The organism is Neisseria benedictiae (assembly GCF_958267435.1).
Taxonomy (GTDB): Bacteria; Pseudomonadota; Gammaproteobacteria; order Burkholderiales; family Neisseriaceae; genus Neisseria; species Neisseria bergeri.
Genome location: NZ_CATQFV010000078.1, coordinates 77,140 through 94,553 on the forward strand (window position 1 = coordinate 77,140; position 17,414 = coordinate 94,553).

The window sequence follows — 17,414 nt, forward strand, 5'->3', positions numbered from 1 at the left end:
AAAGGCGTATGCCGCCCGTTTGCTAGGATATATGGAAATATGCCGAATTTGCAAGGCGGTTGTTTTTTTGATAATCTGTTCGCCGATAATATTCAATGACAAAAGTTATATTGGTATAACAATGAATAAATTTGGGGATAAGGTCGTATGAGCGTAGGTTTGCTGAGGATTCTGGTTCAAAACCAGGTGGTTACTGTTGAGCAGGCCGAGCATTACTACAAGGAGTCGCAGGCGGGTAAGGAAGTGTTGCCGATACTGTTTTCAGACGGCGTCATTTCGCCCAAGTCGCTTGCGGCATTGATTGCAAGGGTGTTCAGTTATTCGGTTTTCGATTTGCGCTACTATCCGCGCCACAGGGTGCTGATGGGTATATTGACGGAAGAGCAGATGGTGGAGTTCCACTGTGTGCCGGTTTTCCGTCGGGGCAACAAAGTATTTTTTGCGGTTTCGGATCCGACACAGATGCCGCAAATTCAGAAAACCGTTTCTGCCACAGGGATTGAGGTTGAGTTGGTCATTGTCGAGGATGACCAGTTGGCGGGTTTGCTCGATTGGGTGGGTTCGCGTTCGACATCGCTGCTTCAGGAGCTTGGGGAGGGGCAGGAGGAAGAGGAAAGCCACACCCTGTATATTGACAATGAGGAGGCTGAGGACGGCCCTGTTCCGAGGTTTATCCATAAAACTTTGTCTGATGCCTTGCGCAGCGGGGCATCAGACATCCATTTTGAGTTTTACGAACATAATGCCCGTATCCGTTTCCGTGTGGACGGGCAGCTCCGCGAGGTGGTTCAGCCGCCCATTGCGGTAAGGGGGCAGCTTGCTTCCCGGATTAAGGTAATGTCGCGTTTGGACATTTCCGAAAAACGGATACCGCAGGACGGCAGGATGCAGCTGACCTTTCAAAAGGGTGGCAAGCCTGTCGATTTCCGTGTCAGCACATTGCCGACGCTGTTTGGCGAAAAGGTTGTGATGCGGATTTTGAATTCCGATGCCGCGTCTTTGAACATCGACCAGCTCGGTTTTGAGCCGTTTCAGAAAAAATTGTTGTTGGAGGCGATTCACCGTCCTTACGGGATGGTGCTGGTAACCGGTCCGACGGGTTCGGGTAAGACGGTGTCGCTCTATACCTGTTTGAATATTTTGAATACGGAGTCGGTAAATATTGCAACGGCGGAAGACCCTGCCGAGATTAACCTGCCAGGCATCAATCAGGTTAACGTCAATGATAAGCAGGGTCTGACTTTTGCCGCTGCTTTGAAGTCTTTCCTGCGTCAGGACCCGGACATCATTATGGTCGGTGAGATTCGTGATTTGGAAACTGCCGATATTGCGATTAAGGCGGCACAAACAGGGCATATGGTGTTTTCCACACTGCACACGAATAATGCGCCGGCGACGTTGTCGCGTATGCTGAATATGGGTGTCGCGCCGTTTAATATTGCCAGTTCGGTCAGCCTGATTATGGCGCAGCGTCTTTTACGCAGGCTGTGTTCGAGCTGCAAACAGGAAGTGGAACGTCCGTCTGCCTCTGCTTTGAAGGAAGTCGGCTTCACCGATGAGGACCTTGCAAAAGATTGGAAACTTTACCGCGCCGTCGGTTGCGACCGTTGCCGGGGGCAGGGTTATAAAGGGCGTGCGGGCGTGTATGAGGTTATGCCCATCAGCGAAGAAATGCAGCGTGTGATTATGAACAACGGTACGGAAGTGGATATTTTGGACGTTGCCTATAAGGAGGGTATGGTGGATTTGCGCCGGGCCGGTATTTTGAAAGTTATGCAGGGCATTACTTCATTGGAAGAGGTAACGGCAAATACCAACGATTAGGTTTGAGAATGAAAATGCCGTCTGAAGCGTGTTTGTTTCAGACGGCATTTGACTTTCAGGGTGTTTGCCGGGAAGGAGGGGCGGTCAGCGGTATGCTCCGTCGGGTTCGGATATTTCCGGCAAACTTTCCGTTTGGCCGGAAACCGTATATTTCCCGTCTGCCCATCCGCCCAAGTCGATCAGTTTGCAGCGTTGCGAACAGAAGGGGCGGAATGCGTTTTCGGGTTCCCATACTACTGCCGTTTGACAGGTCGGACATTCGACCTGGAGGCGTGTTTGCCGCGACTCAGCCATTGTGTTTTCCTTGTGTTGGTTTTAAGGCGAAAATTCCTGAATAAAACGTGTGCAGGCGCATTGTTTTATCACGCAGGCTTTTGAGGCTGCCGTCATTGAGCAGCACATCGTCTGCAAGCAGCAGGCGTTCGGATTCGGATGCCTGATGGCTGATGACGGCCGCCACCTCGCCGCGCGTCAGCCCGCTGCGGGCCATCACCCTGCCGATACGTTTTTCCAAAGGTGCGCTTATGGTCAGGACACGCCGTATCAGGCTGATAAATTGACGCTTTTCCGTCAGCAGCGGAATTTCGACAATGCCGTAAGCCGCATCGGTAAAGGTTTCTTGCTGTTTTTTGATTTCTAAGAAAATCAGCGGCAACATCACGGATTCGAGCAAGGCTTTTCGCGATGGGGAGGCAAAGATTTCTTTACGCAATATGTCGCGCCGCAACAAACCCTGTGTGTCGAAAACGGTGTCGCCGAACAGCCGCCTGATTTCCGGCAGGGCGATGCCGTCTGAAGCCGTCAGCGAGTGCGCCGCCGCGTCCGCATCGATGCGCGGCACGCCCAAATCGGCAAAACATTGCGCGGCTGCCGATTTGCCGCTGCCGATTCCGCCGGTCAGTCCGACCCATACCGTCATCTTACAGCACCGGATGGGTCAGCCACCAGTTGACCGCCCGCCATACGGAATCGTTTGCCGTAAAAATTATCCAGCCCGAAACTGTCAGTGCGGGGCCGAAGGCAAAATGCTGCCCCTTGGCGACGCGCATAACGATTGCCGCGACCAAACCGATCAGCGAGGAAACAAAAATCAGCACGGGCAATGCGGATATGCCGAGCCACGCGCCCAATGCGGCAATCAGTTTGAAATCTCCGTTGCCCATACCGATTTCGCCTTTAATCAGTTTATATGCCGCGCATAAAAGCCATATCGAACCATAGCCGGCAACCGCACCTAAAACGGCAGACTGCAAAGGCACGAAGCCGCCGTCCAAATTAAATATCAGCCCCAGCCAAATTAAGGGTAATGTCATCGAGTCGGGTAGGTATTGGGTGTCCGCATCGATAAAGGTCAGGGAAATCAGAAACGCGGTCAGTACCAATCCGCCCAGCGTAATCCAAGACCAGCCGTATTGCCAGGCGACCAGCCCGAACAATACGCCGGTCAGCAGCTCGATAGAGGGGTAGCGTATGCTGATTTTGGTTTGGCAGGAGGCGCATTTGCCGTGCAGGAGCAGGTAGCTGACAATCGGAATATTCTGCCACGCGCGTACCGGTGCGCGGCATTTGGGGCAGCAGGAATCCGGTTTCATCAGGTTGAAGGTGCGGCTTTCCTCATCGGTCAGCGGCAGGTTTAAATGTTCTTTGGCAAATACCGTCCAGCCGCGTTCCATCATGACCGGCACGCGGTAAATGACGACGTTTAAGAAACTTCCGACCAATAAACCGAAAACTGCTGCCAAAGGTACGGCAAACGGCGACAATACAGACAAATCAGACATATTTTGTTCTCAATGTATTCAAAACAAAAACAAACCGGCGCAGAGCGAATCCGCGCCGGATCTGTGCGGCAAATCAGCCGACCACGTTACCCAAGTTGAACAGCGGCAGATACATCGCCACCAGGAGCGTACCGATGACCAAGCCCAAAATCACGATAATGATCGGCTCCATCATAGCGGACAGCCGGCCGACCGCATTGTCCACCTCGTCTTCATAAAATTCGGCGGCTTTGTTGAGCATATCGTCCAAAGAACCCGATTCTTCGCCGATAGATGACATCTGCACCATCATATTGGGAAACAGTTCCGTTGCACGCATCCCGGAAGTCATAGACAGACCTTGGATGACGCGCGTACGGATTTCCCGGGTGGCTTCTTCATAGATTAAATTGCCCGCCGCGCCGGCAGTGGAGTCCAATACATCGACCAAAGGCACGCCTGCCGCAATCAGCGTCGCCGTCGTCCTGCCCCAGCGGGCAATCGTCCCTTTGCGGACAATGTCTCCGAAAATCGGCATACGCAGCAGTATGGCATCCATACGCCGTTGGATTTTAATCGAACGCGCCTTCAATTTAAGGAAGCCGTATATAGCAAAGCCCAGTGCGATCAGCACCATCCAGCCGTATGAGACGAAAAAGTCGGACATATCCATCACTGTTTGGGTCAGTGCGGGAAGCTCCGCGCCCATATTGGCGTAAACCTCTTTAAAGGCAGGCAGTACGAAAATCATCATCACGAATACCAAACCGATGGCGACGGCGATGACGGATACTGGATAGGTCAGTGCGGTTTTTACCTTTTTGCGGATGGCCTGGGTTTTTTCTTTATAGACTGCCAATTTGTCCAGCAGGCTTTCCAACACGCCACCCGTTTCGCCCGCCGCAACCAGGTTGCAGTAGAAGCGGTCGAAATATTTCGGGTGGTTCGAGAATGCGCGGCTCAACGTGCTGCCCTGTTCCACATTGCTGCGGATTTCCATCAGCATTTCCGTCATAGACGGGTTGCCGTGTCCGCGTGCCACGATTTCAAATGCCTGCATCAGCGGCAGGCCCGCCTTGATCATCGTGGACAGCTGGCGGGTGAAGACGGTGATGTCTTCTTGTGTGATTTTGCGCTTGGAGCTTGTTTTCACACGGGTAACCTGCAACGGGCGGATGCCGCGTTTGGCCAGTTTTTTGCGCGCCTCTTCTTCGGTAAACGCAGATACTTCGCCGTTGACCAGTTTGTCGGAGGCGGAATGCCTGCCTTCAAAGATAAAGCGTTTTTCTTTCTTTGCGAACAAAGAAAATCCCCCATTTTTAGCCATATTCTAGCCCCGTAAAGTAATTGGAATAAAATGTAAGAAATATCGTTAAAAAACAGTATCGGCGTGTTCCCGGTAAGATGGAAACCGCCGACATCCCGCCTGCGGGCGGCAAACGGGACGGAATCGGATGCGATTATACCTTATTAGGCGGCTGTCCGGCATTTATTCGCCTGTAATTAATCTGGCCGGCTGCCGTTTGCAGGGCGGCTGCCTTCAGACGGCACGGCAGGGGCGGGATTCGTCAGGATTCGGACGGTTTGCCTTTGGTTTTGATGCCCAGCGTCAGGACGGCGGCGACGGCGAGGAAAATGCCGGCAAAGGTCATGGCGTTGGCGGGATCCGCGCCGAGAAAGGTGTTGTAAACCCAACCGAAGGTTACGGTTTCGATCAGCATGGGGATGACGATCATCATGTTGACGATGCCCATGTACACGCCGTAACGCGCTTTGGGGATGGAGTTGACGACAATCATGAACGGCACGCCCATCATGCTTGCCCAACCTACACCGAAACCGATCATGGGTGCGAACATGAGGTATTTGTCGGAAATATGGGGAATTGCCAATAGTGCGGCGGCAGCAAGGGAAACGGCGAAGGCGTGGACGTATTTGGCGGCGTATTTGCGTGCGAGCCACATCAGTCCAAACGCGGAAACGAAGGTTACGATGTTGTAGAAACCGTTGACCAGACCCGTCCAAGCGACTGCCTGTTCGTAGGCGGCTTTGTCGGCGGCGGTCGAGTGCCAGACGGATTGGACGATGCTGTGGGAGATGTATTGCCAGTAGATGAAGAGGGCGTACCACTGGAAGAGGTACACAAGGGCGAGCTGCCACAGGGTTTTGGGCATTTCTTTGATGGCGGCGAAGATGTCTTTGACTGCGCCAAAGGGATTGCCCGTTTTGGCTTTCAGCTCGGCGGCTTCTTTGCCTGTGGGCATTTTTTCCTGCGTGGAGAGGATGGTAATGAGCACCGAGCCGATGGAACAGGCCGCGCCGATGTAGAAAGAACCGAATACCCAGTAGGGGATGCCTGCTTCGGAGGTTTGTTTGAGCCAGCCGATTTGTTGGAAGATGTAGAGGGAGACGTTTGCCAGCGTGATGCCCAATCCGGTAAACACGGACTGCATCAGAAAGCCGGTAGGCTGCTGTTTCTCGGGAACGGTGTCGGCAACGAAGGCGCGGAAAGGTTCCATGGCGGTGTTGTTGCTGATGTCGAGCAGCCAGAGCAGCATGACGGCGACCCACAGGGCGGTAACGTGCGGATAGATGAAGAGGCAGAGGCTGCACCCGATTGCGCCGATGAGGAAATACGGACGGCGGCGACCCAGGCCGGGTATCCAAGTGCGGTCGGACATCGCGCCGATGATGGGCTGCACGAGCAGTCCGGTAATCGGGCCCGCCATATTGAGGACGGGCAGTTGTGCGGGGTCGGCCTGAAGAAAGCTGAAGATGGGGTTGATGGCGGTCTGCTGCAAACCGAAGCTGTATTGGATGCCGAAGAATCCGAAGTTCATCAGCATGATTTGGCGAAGCGTCATTGCCGTTTGTGGGGAAACCTTCATATCGACCTGCTCCTGAGGAAAATGGGAAGAAACAACAATTTGCGAAGCGGTGTGCCGCTTTCTTTTGCCAACCGCGCCGTCGTGCGGCATCTTGTAGGTATCTTACAGACGATAACCCCCGTCTTTCATTTGATTACAAAGAATAGCACAAGTTTTTTGCATCCTGCACCTTCATCGGTATCCTGCTTGATAAAAATCAATTCTACTGCCGTCTGAAAGCGGGGCGTAGTGTTTCCGTGATTCGCCAAAGCCGCTGCCGTTTGTTAAACTACATTCTGCTACATTTTAATCCGGTTCTGAAAAATCAAGGAAAACAGATGAATGCTTTTACCCGTGCATGGTATGCGCTCGAACGCCATTATCAGGATACGCGTCATGTCCTTTTGCGCGACCGCTTTGCCTGCGAACCGGACCGCTTTGACCGTATGCACGAACGTTTGGACGGCATGTTGTTCGATTACAGCAAGAACCGGCTTGGGGAAGATACGCTTCAACTGCTCTGTAACCTTGCAGATGCGGCAGGGCTCGGACGGAAAATGCATGATTTGCAGACGGGTGCGAAAGTCAACGGCAGCGAGGGGCGTGCCGCGCTGCACACGGCGTTGCGCCTGCCCGACGGTGCGGATGCCGTTTATGTGGACGGCAGGGACGTGTTGCCCGAAATCCGCCGCGAGTTAAATCGTGCGTTGAAGTTTGCACACAGTTTGGACGACGGTTCGTATCAGGGGATAACTGGGAAACGGATTACGGATTTTGTCCACATCGGCATAGGCGGATCCGACCTCGGGCCGGCAATGTGCGTGCAGGCACTCGAGCCGTTCAGACGGCATATTGCCGTCCATTTTGCCGCCAACGCCGACCCTGCCTGCCTGGATGCGGTTTTATGCCGTCTGAACCCTGAAACGGCGGTGTTTTGCGTTGCCAGCAAGTCCTTTAAAACACCGGAAACCCTGCTCAATGCACAGGCGGTCAAGGCGTGGTATCGCGGTGCGGGGTTTTCGGAATCCGAAACGGCGCGCCATTTTTGCGCGGTGTCTGCCGATACGGAAGCGGCGCAAAGTTTCGGCATTGCGGCGGAACGTGTGTTTGCGATGTACGACTGGGTGGGCGGACGCTATTCCGTCTGGTCGCCTGTCGGGCTTCCTGTGATGGTCGCCGTCGGCGGGGCGTGTTTTCGGGAATTGTTGGCGGGGGCGCACGCGATGGACAGGCATTTTTTCAGTACGCCGACGCGTCATAATATCCCCGTTTTAATGGCACTGATTGCCGTGTGGTATAACAATTTCCAGCACGCGGATGGGCAGACTGCCGTTCCGTACAGCCACAACCTGCGCCTGCTGCTGGCGTGGCTGAACCAGCTCGATATGGAGAGTTTGGGCAAAAGCCGCGCTTCAGACGGCAGTCCCGCCGCGTGCAAAACGGGCGGCATCGTGTTCGGCGGTGAAGGGGTCAACTGCCAGCACGCCTATTTCCAACTGCTCCACCAAGGCACGCGCCTGATTCCCTGCGACTTTATCGTCCCGATGACGGCGCAGGGCGTGGAGGACGGACGCAGCCGTTTTACCGTTGCCAACGCCTTTGCACAGGCTGAAGCCCTGATGAAAGGCAAAACCTTGGACGAAGCCCGCGCCGAGTTGGCAGATTTGCCCGAAGCGGAACGCGAACGCCTTGCGCCGCACAAAGAGTTCCCCGGCAACCGCCCCAGCAACAGCATCCTGCTCGACCGCCTCACGCCCTACAATCTGGGTATGCTGATGGCGGCTTACGAACACAAAACTTTTGTACAAGGCGTAATCTGGAACATCAACCCCTTCGATCAGTGGGGGGTTGAGTACGGCAAACAGTTGGCGAAAACCATCATCGGCGAACTGGAAGGCGGAACGTCCGTACACGATGCCTCGACCGAAGGGCTGATGGCGTTTTACCGCGAATGCCGTCTGAAAGGCGGCGGCGCGGCATAAAAGTACCGCCGCCTTTCTGTATTGATTCGGGCGCGGAAAACAACATATGCCTGCCGCCCGCCCGATTCCGGAATGCCAATGTTCGGCAACCGCCCGCGTATTGCTGACGAATATGCGTTTGCGTGGCACAATAGCGCATTCATTTCAAATGAACATACTGCCTGAAAATACCGGCAAGCGTCCCACGAAACATCTCACATAAGGAAACATTATGTCTTTGCAAAACATCATCGAAACCGCCTTTGAAAACCGCGCGGACATCACCCCGTCCACTGTTGCTCCCGAAGTCAAAGAAGCCGTGTTGGAAACCATCCGCCAGCTCGATTCCGGCAAATTGCGCGTCGCCGAACGCTTGGGCGTGGGCGAGTGGAAAGTCAACGAATGGGCGAAAAAAGCCGTGTTGCTGTCCTTCCGCATCCAAGACAACGAAGTCCTCAACGACGGCGTGAACAAATACTTTGACAAAGTGCCGACCAAGTTTGCCGACTGGTCTGAAGACGAGTTCCGCGCCGCAAGTTTCCGCGCCGTACCCGGTGCCGTTGCGCGCCGCGGCAGCTTTGTGGCGAAAAATGTCGTGCTGATGCCGTCTTACGTCAACATCGGCGCATACGTTGACGAAGGTGCGATGGTTGATACTTGGGCGACCGTCGGCTCTTGCGCGCAAATCGGTAAAAATGTGCACTTGAGCGGCGGTGTCGGCATCGGCGGCGTACTCGAACCCCTGCAGGCCGCACCCACCATCATTGAAGACAACTGCTTCATCGGTGCGCGTTCCGAAATCGTCGAAGGCGTGATTGTCGAAGAAGGCAGCGTGATTTCGATGGGCGTGTTCATCGGTCAATCCACCAAAATCTTCGACCGCACCACCGGCGAAATTTATCAAGGCCGCGTACCGGCCGGTTCGGTTGTCGTGTCCGGCAGTATGCCTTCCAAAGACGGCAGCCACAGCCTCTACTGCGCCGTCATCGTCAAACGCGTGGATGCGCAAACCCGTGCGAAAACCAGCGTGAACGAATTGTTGCGCGGCATCTGATGCCTTAAACCGTATTTGAAACGTCCAATGCCGTCTGAAATCCGCTTCAGACGGCATTGCCGTTTGCACGCTGCAACGTGAAAACACAGAAACAGGGACAATTTGCTATAATCAACGGTTTAGAACGAACCGAACACTATTTGAAGGATACAAAATGGGTTTTCTGCAAGGCAAAAAAATTCTGATTACCGGCATGATTTCCGAGCGTTCCATCGCTTACGGCATCGCCAAAGCCTGCCGCGAACAAGGCGCGGAACTGGCGTTTACCTACGTTGTGGACAAACTGGAAGAGCGCGTCCGCAAAATGGCGGCGGAATTGGATTCCGAACTCGTGTTCCGCTGCGATGTCGCCAGCGACGACGAAATCAACCAAGTGTTCGCCGATTTGGGCAAACATTGGGACGGCTTGGACGGTTTGGTGCATTCCATCGGCTTCGCGCCGAAAGAAGCCTTGAGCGGCGATTTCCTCGACAGCATCAGCCGCGAAGCGTTCAACACCGCACACGAAATTTCCGCATACAGCCTGCCCGCATTGGCAAAAGCCGCCCGTCCGATGATGCGCGGCAGAAACTCCGCCATCGTCGCCCTGAGCTACTTGGGCGCGGTGCGCGCGATTCCGAATTACAACGTGATGGGTATGGCAAAAGCCAGCCTTGAGGCGGGCATCCGCTTTACCGCCGCCTGTTTGGGCAAAGAAGGCATCCGCTGCAACGGCATTTCCGCCGGCCCGATTAAAACGCTTGCCGCCTCCGGCATCGCCGATTTCGGCAAACTCTTGGGACACGTCGCCGCCCACAATCCCCTCCGCCGCAACGTTACCATCGAAGAAGTCGGCAATACCGCCGCCTTCCTGCTGTCCGACCTGTCGTCCGGCATTACCGGCGAAATCACTTACGTTGATGGCGGTTACAGCATCAATGCCTTGAGCACCGAGGGATAATCCGCCGTTTTCAAATCCGTGCGCCGTCCGTGCCGCGTATCGGTTTCGGGCGGCGGTTTGCCGTCTGAAGCGTATTTCCAGAGAAATGCCCGACTTGCGGCAGGCGTGGCGGAAACGGTCCGAACGCGAAAATGCCGTCTGAAACGTCAAACGGGTTTCAGACGGCATTTTTTTGTTTAAAGCATCAGCACACTTCAACCAGCCAGCCGTATTTGTCTTCTGCCAAACCGTACTGGATGTCGGTAATCGCCTTACGGATGGCATAGCCGCGTTCTTGGCTTTTCACTTCGATTTCTTTGCCGTCAATCACGAAAGAAGTTACCGGGGAAATGACCGCGGCCGTACCGGTCAAAATGGCTTCCGCACCGTTTTCTACCGCAGCTTTGAGTTCGTCAACCGTGAAATTGCGTTCGCTGACGGTATAGCCCAAATCTTTGGCAACCGTCAGTACGGAATCGCGGGTTACGCCGTGCAAAAACTCGTCGGTCAGCGGTTTGGTAATGATTTCATCGCCGTTAATCAGAATAAAGTTGGACGCGCCGGTTTCTTGTACGTCGCCGTTCGGGCAGAACAGCACTTGATTTGCGTCGTATTCGGCTTTCGCCTTCAGCACCCAGTGCATCGCGGAAGCGTAGTTGCCGCCGCATTTGACGCGGCCCATGTGCGGGGCGCAGCGGATGTGTTCGGTTTCTACTAAAATTTTGACGGGCGAGCCGACTTTGAAATAGTCGCCGACGGGGGAAGCCAAAATATACAGCAGGGCGGTTTCGGAAGGAGAGCCGGCCTTGCCGATAACGGGATCGGTACCGATTAAGGTCGGGCGCAGGTACAGGGCGGCAGGCGCATCGGGAATTTCATCGGCGGCACGTTTGACCAATTCAACCAAAGCATCGAGATAAGCTTGGGTTTCGGGGCGGGGCAGGTGCAGGATGTCCGCACTTTGCCGCATACGCGCGATGTTGGCAGTCGGGCGGAACAGCACGATTTTACCGTCTGCCTGACGGAAGGCCTTTAAGCCTTCAAAGCATTCGCTGCCGTAATGCAGGGCATGCGCGCCCGGTGCAAGGGTAAGGTCTTGCGAAGATTGCCATTCGGTCGGCTGCCATTTGCCTTCGCGGTAGGCGAGGACGGGCATTTGACTGTGAAAAACGCTGCCGAATACGGCGGGTACGGGTCTGCTCATGATGTAAAGCCTTTCTTGTTCGGATATGTATCCGGACATTTTAATCCGTATCGGGGACGGATGACAATCTGCCGGCCGCGCTCATTCGGACAACAGGTATGCTTCGGACGTATGGTGCGGTTTCTGTTCTTCTTCGGGCGGCAGCCGCATATAGTCGCCGTAATATTGCGTCAGGTGTTCGTGGTAGCCGTTCATCACTTGAAGCTGCCTGCCCTCGAATGTTTTATAGACGACGCTGTCGAAATATTTTTTGGGCATATAGGATTTCCGCCAGCCGCCGTAGTCGGACAAAACCAAACCGATGAAACCGCATTCCCGAATCGGGTAGGCGGTTTGGAACTGTTGCAGGTTGCGCGTCATTTTGTCGAACAGGAAACGGCTCAGGCTGCCGAGGATTTTGTGTTTCAGGCTGCCTTCTTTTGCCTTCAGCCACCTTTTTTTGCAGGAAGAAAAGCGCAGCTTGATGCGGCGGTGTTTTTTCATCATACGGAAAATGGTTTTTGGCTCGTTCGGCACGCCGTCATAAATGAAAATGTCGATAAATAAAGGGCTTTTTTTGCCGTATGCGTCGATGAGTTCTGCACGCGGGTCGAAGATTTTTGCCATTTCCCCGGTATGTCGGGCGCGGATGTCTTCGGCGGTTTCCAAAAAATAGTGCGGGTGCGCGGTTTTTTGCCAAACGCCGACAAATTTTTGATATTCGTCGCGGTGCATATAAACGTCGATGTCGTCGTCCCAAGGGATGAAGCCTTGGTGGCGTATCGCGCCGATCAGTGTGCCGCCGCCGAGCGAATAGCGGATGCCGTGCCGTTCGCACAGGGCGTGGAAATCGTCCAAAATGTCGAGGCAGACGAGCTGTTGTTCCCTGAGTGTCAATTTTTTCATTTAAATTCCTTTGTATTGCACCCCGTCAAAGGGGCGCATTGCTTTTCTTTACGGTTGGAATGCCGTCATCCGCAGCGGCAAACCTGTTCGGGCAATACGGCAGGGTCGCGCGCTTTATGTGCCGCCTTGCGCGTCGGGACATTGCCGCTGCCGAAGGGGGGCGAGCTGCCGCAAGATGGCGCGGTAGTCTTCTTGGTCGTCCATTTCAAATATGTCGCCGCTGCCGAGCAGCTCGGTGCGGATGTCCAGTTTGCCGAGGTGTTCCATCGGGATGTTGTCCCAATAGAGTTTGGGGTTTTCCAAGCGTTCCGCGCCGGCGTATGCCCCGAGCAGGTTTAAGATGGTGCGGCAGTCTTCCGCCGTCCAATAAGACACGCCCGACAGGCTGGGGCGGGGCTGGGAACCGATGTCGATGCGGACGACCCGTCCGATGCCGTCTGAAACGGGCAGCCATTCGTTGTGCGTGCGGGCGCGGACGACGGTGAAATAGGTGCTGTGCTGCGGGCGGTTTAAAAAAATATTGCGTCCGAGCACCACGTCGGCATCGACGACGTAGCAGCCGTTGAAAAAATCACGCGCCAGCGAAAAGGAATAGATGCTGTTGTATTCCCGATATTTTTCGTTGTGAATCAAAATACAGCCGTATTTTTCTTGAAGATAATCGAATTGCCGGTGCAAATGGCCGGTTACGACGGCGATATTGCTTATGCCGGCTTCGCGCAGGAAGGACAGCGTCCTTTCGAGGTTGGGTGTGCCACAGATGTCCAAAAGGGCTTTGTGGACGGTTTGCGTCATTTCTTTAAATCGGCTGCCCAGACCCGCCGCTAAAATAATGGCATTCATATTTCACCTTTCCGCCCGCACAGGCTCAATGCCGCGCCGGTTCCCAACAAAACCGCCCACATTATGGCGGACGGCGGAACCGGGTGGCGGTAAACGAAGAACCCCAAAACCATCGCCCAAACAGGGTAGGTGATGTTCAAGGCCATCGCCTTGAGGGGTTTCAACAGATAAATCGCCTGATAATAACAGGCATAAGACAACGTGCCGAAGGCAATAATGCCGATGATGCGCGCGTCGTACAAATCGGAGGGGTTTAAAGAAAACCCCCGGGCAGACAGGCAGACAAGGATCAGCAGGTAGCCGCATACCGATCCGCACAGGCGCAAACAATAAACCTGAAGGCCGGAGAGCGTACGCATCGTCCGGGCAGACAAAACAACCTCGAGCGACCAGCCCGAAACGCACACCGCGATACAAACCAACCCCAAAGCGTTCAGTCCGCCCCGTCCGCCCGCATCCGCAGCCAAGCCCGCCGAAGAGAGTACCGCCAGCGCGAAACCGGCACGCGCCGCCGTCCCTGTGCGTTCCTTTAAAAACCAAGCCGACAAAGCCGCCGCCAATACGGGGAACAGGGACGATAAAGGCGCGGCGTAATATACCGTCAGGTAATGGATGCCCAAAAGGTATGCCGACATACCGACCGGCCCGCCGAGCAGCCCCGACAACACGGGCCGCCAAAAAACGCCGCGAAACCCCGGCCGGCCGCCGCTCCCCAAGCCCGCCCACACTGCCGACAAAGAACACAAATCAATCAAAAACAGCAAGAAAACCATCTGTCCGAATGCCGCGCCGCGCGCAAACGGCAAACGGTCGAACAACAGGCCGGAAGCCGCCCAAAATACCGCCGAGGCCGCTCCGAACAGATAGCCGCGCATCACGGCAGCACCTCCGACAGTTCAAACGCCGCCGCCAGCCGCCGTGCCGCATAACTGCCGAAATCTTCGCCCTGTTCCTCTTTAACCTTCGTCCACAAAAACCACAGCACGTTTTGGCAGAACCGGTGGATGTTCAGGCGCGCCGCCGCATCCCGCGCCGAGATGCCGTCTGAATCCCCGCCCGCAAGATAGGCCTCCAGCAGGCAGTCTGCCGCTTCAGACGGCATCCGCCCCTCCTCGATAACGGCAGCAAGGTCGAACAAGGGGTCGTTCATACCCGAATACTCCCAATCGATAAAAAACAGCCCCTCCCCCTGCAACAGCATATTTTCCGGTACCAAATCATTGTGGCACGGGCGAAGGGGCAGTTTCCGGCATACGCCTTCCAGCCGCCAAAAAGCATCCGCAAGCCTGTCTATACGCGCGTCCGCCTTCAGGAACAAATCCTTGTCCTGCAATAAGGAAAAATACCGGCGGAATGCGTCAAAGGCATTGAATGTGTTGCGGAAGGCAAAGTTTCCGCCGTGCAGCCGGCGCAGGTTGCCCGCAACCAGGCGCAGGCAGCGTTCGTCTTGCAGTTGCGTTTGATTTAAGGGCGCGGAGTTTTCCAGATAACGCGTCAGCTTCACACCGCTTTGCACATCCAAAACAGGCGTTTCCACATTCAAACCGGCGCGGTACGCCACATCATTGTTGAACGCCTCGTGCCCCCGGTCGATTAAGGCGGCGCGGGCAGAATGAGGCAGGCGCAGGACGAATTTCCCGCCGGGCAGATCCAGCAGGATATTTTGGTTGGTCATCCCCCCGATGGGGGAGAAGGGGACGGCGTGGCGCGTGAGAAAATCAAATACTTCGTCAGGCTTGCGGCAGGTTAGGGCAAAGCCTACAATTTTGTCGATTGATTGATTGATTGATTGATTGCATGGCATTTTTGTATCGGCGCGGGGAGTTTGTCTTTGCATATTTTAGCATTGCGGCCTGCCCGTGTCAGCGGCTTCCCTATCCGGAAGCGTCCAAATCGTTTAAACTTGCACAATCCGGCTGCCGCACCGTTTGGGTGCGCCGCCCGTCTGTCTTACCTGCGGAACACATATGAAACTTATTTATACCGTCGTCAAAATCATCATCCTGCTGTTCTTCCTGCTGCTTGCCGTCATTAATACGGATGCCGTTACCTTTTCCTACCTGCCGGGGCAGAAATTCGATTTGCCGCTGATTGTCGTATTGTTCGGCGCGTTTGTCGTCGGCATCGTGTTCGGAATGTTTGCCCTGTTCGGGCGGCTGCTGTCCTTGCGCGGCGAAAACAGCCGCCTGCGTGCCGAAGTGAAGAAAAGTGCGCGCTTGAGCGGACAGGAATTGACTGCACCACCGGCACAAAATGCTGCCGAATCTGCCAAACAGCCTTGAGAAAGCCGATATGGACAATGAATTGTGGATTATCCTGCTGCCGATTATCCTTTTGCCCGTTTTCTTCGCGATGGGCTGGTTTGCCGCCCGTGTGGATATGAAGACCGTATTGAAGCAGGCAAAAAGCATTCCTTCGGGGTTTTATAAAAGCTTGGACGCTTTGGTCGACCGCAACAGCGGACGTGCCGCCAGGGAATTGGCAGAGGTCATCGATCAGCAGCCTCAGTCATACGACTTGAACCTCACCCTCGGCAAGCTTTACCGTCAGCGTGGCGAAAACGACAAAGCCATCAATATGCACCAAACATTGCTGGACTCTCCCGATACAACCGGAGCCAAGCGTGCGCGCGTATTGTTTGAATTGGCGCAAAACTATCAAAGTGCGGGGTTGGTTGATCGTGCCGAACAGATTTTCCTCAGTCTGCAAGACGGTAAAATGGCGCGTGAAGCCAGACAGCACCTGCTCAATATCTACCAGCAGGACAGGGATTGGGAAAAAGCGATTGAAACCGCCCAACTTCTCAGTCACGACGAACAGACATATCAGTTTGAAATCGCACAGTTTTATTGCGAACTTGCACAGGCTTCATTGTTTAAGTCCAATTTTGATGTTGCACGTTTTAATGTCGGTAAAGCCCTTGAGGCCAACAAAAGATGTACCCGTGCCAATATGATTTTAGGCGACATTGAATACAGGCAGGGCAATTTTCCTGCATCGGTTGAAGCGTATGCCGCCATCGAGCAGCAAAATCATGCCTATTTGAGCATGGTCGGAGAGAAACTTTATGACGCTTATGCGGCGCAAGGAAAGCCTGAAGAAGGATTAAATCGCCTGATAGGGTATATGCAGACCTTCCCGGAACTTGATTTGATTAACGTCGTGTACGAGAAATCCTTATTGCTCAGGGGGGAGAAAGAGGCTGCACAAACTGCTATCGAGCTTGTTCGGCGCAAACCGGACTTGAACGGTGTTTACCGCCTGCTTGGTTTAAGAATCAGCGATATGGATCCGACTTGGAAAGCCGATGCGGACATGATGCGTTCTGTGGTGGGCAGGCAGCTCCAACGCAGCGTGATGTACCGTTGCCGCAACTGCCATTTCAAATCACAAGTCTTTTTCTGGCACTGTCCCGCCTGCAACAAATGGCAGACGTTTACGCCAAACAAAATTGAAGTATAAAACATAAAAGGAACACAAAAATGCGTTTACTCCATACCATGCTCCGTGTGGGCAATCTTGAAAAATCCCTTGATTTTTACCAAAACGTTTTGGGCATGAAACTGCTCCGCCGAAAAGATTATCCCGAGGGCAGATTTACCCTTGCCTTCGTCGGTTACGGCGATGAGGCAGACAGCACGGTTTTGGAGCTGACCCACAATTGGGATACGGAGCAATATGATTTGGGTAATGCCTACGGACATATTGCCATTGAAGTCGACAACGCCTACGAGTCTTGTGAACGTGTGAAGCGGCAGGGCGGAAACGTCGTCCGCGAAGCCGGCCCGATGAAACACGGCACAACTGTGATAGCCTTCGTCGAAGACCCCGACGGCTACAAAATCGAGTTTATTCAAAAGAAAAGCGGCGACGATTCGGTTGCCTATCAAACTGCCTGATACCGCCGCCGCCAATGCCGTCTGAAGCCTTTAGGGGTTCAGACGGCATTTTTTATAGTGGATTAAATTTAAATCAGGACAAGGCGACGAAGCCGCAGACAGTACAAATAGTACGGCAAGGCGAGGTAACGCCGTACCGGTTTAAATTTAATCCACTATATTGCCGGCGGTTTGCTGTTTGAGCCTGTGCCGGTTCAA

17 protein-coding genes and 1 pseudogene are annotated in these 17,414 nt (G+C 54.3%); 8 read left to right on the forward strand and 10 right to left on the reverse strand.

The window, feature by feature from the left end; genetic code table 11:
- The first annotated feature begins 147 nt into the window (after positions 1-147).
- Complete coding sequence (gene pilB, locus Q3O12_RS10405; RefSeq protein WP_301670341.1) at positions 148-1,824, forward strand: type IV-A pilus assembly ATPase PilB; 1,677 nt, start codon at positions 148-150, stop codon at positions 1,822-1,824.
- Between the two features lie 84 nt (positions 1,825-1,908).
- Here the strand turns inward: pilB and Q3O12_RS10410 are convergent, their stop codons facing one another.
- From Q3O12_RS10410 to Q3O12_RS10430, 5 genes are all read right to left on the reverse strand, one after another.
- Positions 1,909-2,118: a DNA gyrase inhibitor YacG gene (locus Q3O12_RS10410; RefSeq protein WP_301670342.1), complete on the reverse strand. Its 210-nt coding sequence runs from the start codon at positions 2,116-2,118 to the stop codon at positions 1,909-1,911.
- The gene (gene coaE, locus Q3O12_RS10415; protein ID WP_301670343.1) at positions 2,111-2,743 is read right to left on the reverse strand and encodes a dephospho-CoA kinase; all 633 of its coding nucleotides are present in this window, start codon (positions 2,741-2,743) and stop codon (positions 2,111-2,113) included. The genes Q3O12_RS10410 and coaE overlap by 8 nt, the downstream gene beginning before the upstream one ends.
- Before the next feature lies 1 nt (position 2,744).
- Entirely contained in the window at positions 2,745-3,605 is an 861-nt protein-coding gene (locus Q3O12_RS10420; RefSeq protein ID WP_301670345.1) for a prepilin peptidase, read from the reverse strand.
- 73 nt (positions 3,606-3,678) lie between these two features.
- Complete coding sequence (gene pilG, locus Q3O12_RS10425) at positions 3,679-4,911, reverse strand: type 4 pilus assembly protein PilG (protein WP_096109151.1); 1,233 nt, start codon at positions 4,909-4,911, stop codon at positions 3,679-3,681.
- A gap of 241 nt (positions 4,912-5,152) precedes the next feature.
- A complete protein-coding gene (locus Q3O12_RS10430) occupies positions 5,153-6,472 on the reverse strand; it encodes an MFS transporter (RefSeq protein ID WP_301670381.1) in 1,320 nt (439 codons plus the stop codon).
- 317 nt (positions 6,473-6,789) lie between these two features.
- Between Q3O12_RS10430 and pgi the strand changes: the two genes are divergently transcribed.
- From pgi to fabI, 3 genes are all read left to right on the forward strand, one after another.
- A complete protein-coding gene (pgi, locus tag Q3O12_RS10435; protein ID WP_301670346.1) occupies positions 6,790-8,433 on the forward strand; it encodes a glucose-6-phosphate isomerase in 1,644 nt (547 codons plus the stop codon).
- 211 nt (positions 8,434-8,644) lie between these two features.
- Positions 8,645-9,466, forward strand: coding sequence for a 2,3,4,5-tetrahydropyridine-2,6-dicarboxylate N-succinyltransferase (gene dapD / locus Q3O12_RS10440; RefSeq protein ID WP_118847082.1), 822 nt, complete (start codon positions 8,645-8,647; stop codon positions 9,464-9,466).
- Between the two features lie 154 nt (positions 9,467-9,620).
- Positions 9,621-10,406: an enoyl-ACP reductase FabI gene (gene fabI / locus Q3O12_RS10445; RefSeq protein ID WP_002223367.1), complete on the forward strand. Its 786-nt coding sequence runs from the start codon at positions 9,621-9,623 to the stop codon at positions 10,404-10,406.
- Positions 10,407-10,590: 184 nt separating this feature from the next.
- Here fabI and ilvE read toward each other — a convergent pair whose 3' ends face one another.
- The 5 genes from ilvE to Q3O12_RS10470 form a co-directional block, all read right to left on the reverse strand.
- Positions 10,591-11,589, reverse strand: coding sequence for a branched-chain-amino-acid transaminase (gene ilvE / locus Q3O12_RS10450; RefSeq protein WP_301670347.1), 999 nt, complete (start codon positions 11,587-11,589; stop codon positions 10,591-10,593).
- Between the two features lie 81 nt (positions 11,590-11,670).
- Positions 11,671-12,474 (reverse strand): LicD family protein, encoded by an 804-nt coding sequence (locus Q3O12_RS10455; RefSeq protein WP_301670348.1) that lies wholly within the window; start codon positions 12,472-12,474, stop codon positions 11,671-11,673.
- Positions 12,475-12,588: 114 nt separating this feature from the next.
- Positions 12,589-13,317, reverse strand: a complete 729-nt coding sequence (locus Q3O12_RS10460; protein ID WP_301670349.1) for an NTP transferase domain-containing protein — start codon at positions 13,315-13,317, stop codon at positions 12,589-12,591.
- Positions 13,314-14,192 carry a DMT family transporter gene (locus tag Q3O12_RS10465; RefSeq protein WP_301670350.1) on the reverse strand — a complete coding sequence of 293 codons (879 nt, stop codon included), beginning with the start codon at positions 14,190-14,192 and terminating at the stop codon, positions 13,314-13,316. Before Q3O12_RS10465 ends, Q3O12_RS10460 begins: the two co-directional genes overlap by 4 nt.
- Positions 14,192-15,121: a choline kinase family protein gene (locus Q3O12_RS10470; protein ID WP_301670351.1), complete on the reverse strand. Its 930-nt coding sequence runs from the start codon at positions 15,119-15,121 to the stop codon at positions 14,192-14,194. Before Q3O12_RS10470 ends, Q3O12_RS10465 begins: the two co-directional genes overlap by 1 nt.
- Before the next feature lie 163 nt (positions 15,122-15,284).
- Between Q3O12_RS10470 and Q3O12_RS10475 the strand changes: the two genes are divergently transcribed.
- The 4 genes and pseudogenes from Q3O12_RS10475 to Q3O12_RS10490 all read left to right on the forward strand — a co-directional run.
- Entirely contained in the window at positions 15,285-15,599 is a 315-nt protein-coding gene (locus Q3O12_RS10475) for a LapA family protein (protein ID WP_019272175.1), read from the forward strand.
- A 10-nt stretch (positions 15,600-15,609) separates the two neighbouring features.
- Positions 15,610-16,779, forward strand: a complete 1,170-nt coding sequence (lapB, locus tag Q3O12_RS10480) for a lipopolysaccharide assembly protein LapB (protein WP_301670382.1) — start codon at positions 15,610-15,612, stop codon at positions 16,777-16,779.
- 20 nt (positions 16,780-16,799) lie between these two features.
- Positions 16,800-17,216: a lactoylglutathione lyase gene (gloA, locus tag Q3O12_RS10485; RefSeq protein ID WP_301666907.1), complete on the forward strand. Its 417-nt coding sequence runs from the start codon at positions 16,800-16,802 to the stop codon at positions 17,214-17,216.
- 53 nt (positions 17,217-17,269) lie between these two features.
- Positions 17,270-17,377: pseudogene (locus Q3O12_RS10490) on the forward strand (IS5/IS1182 family transposase); the annotation flags it as partial.
- Positions 17,378-17,414 lie beyond the last annotated feature (37 nt).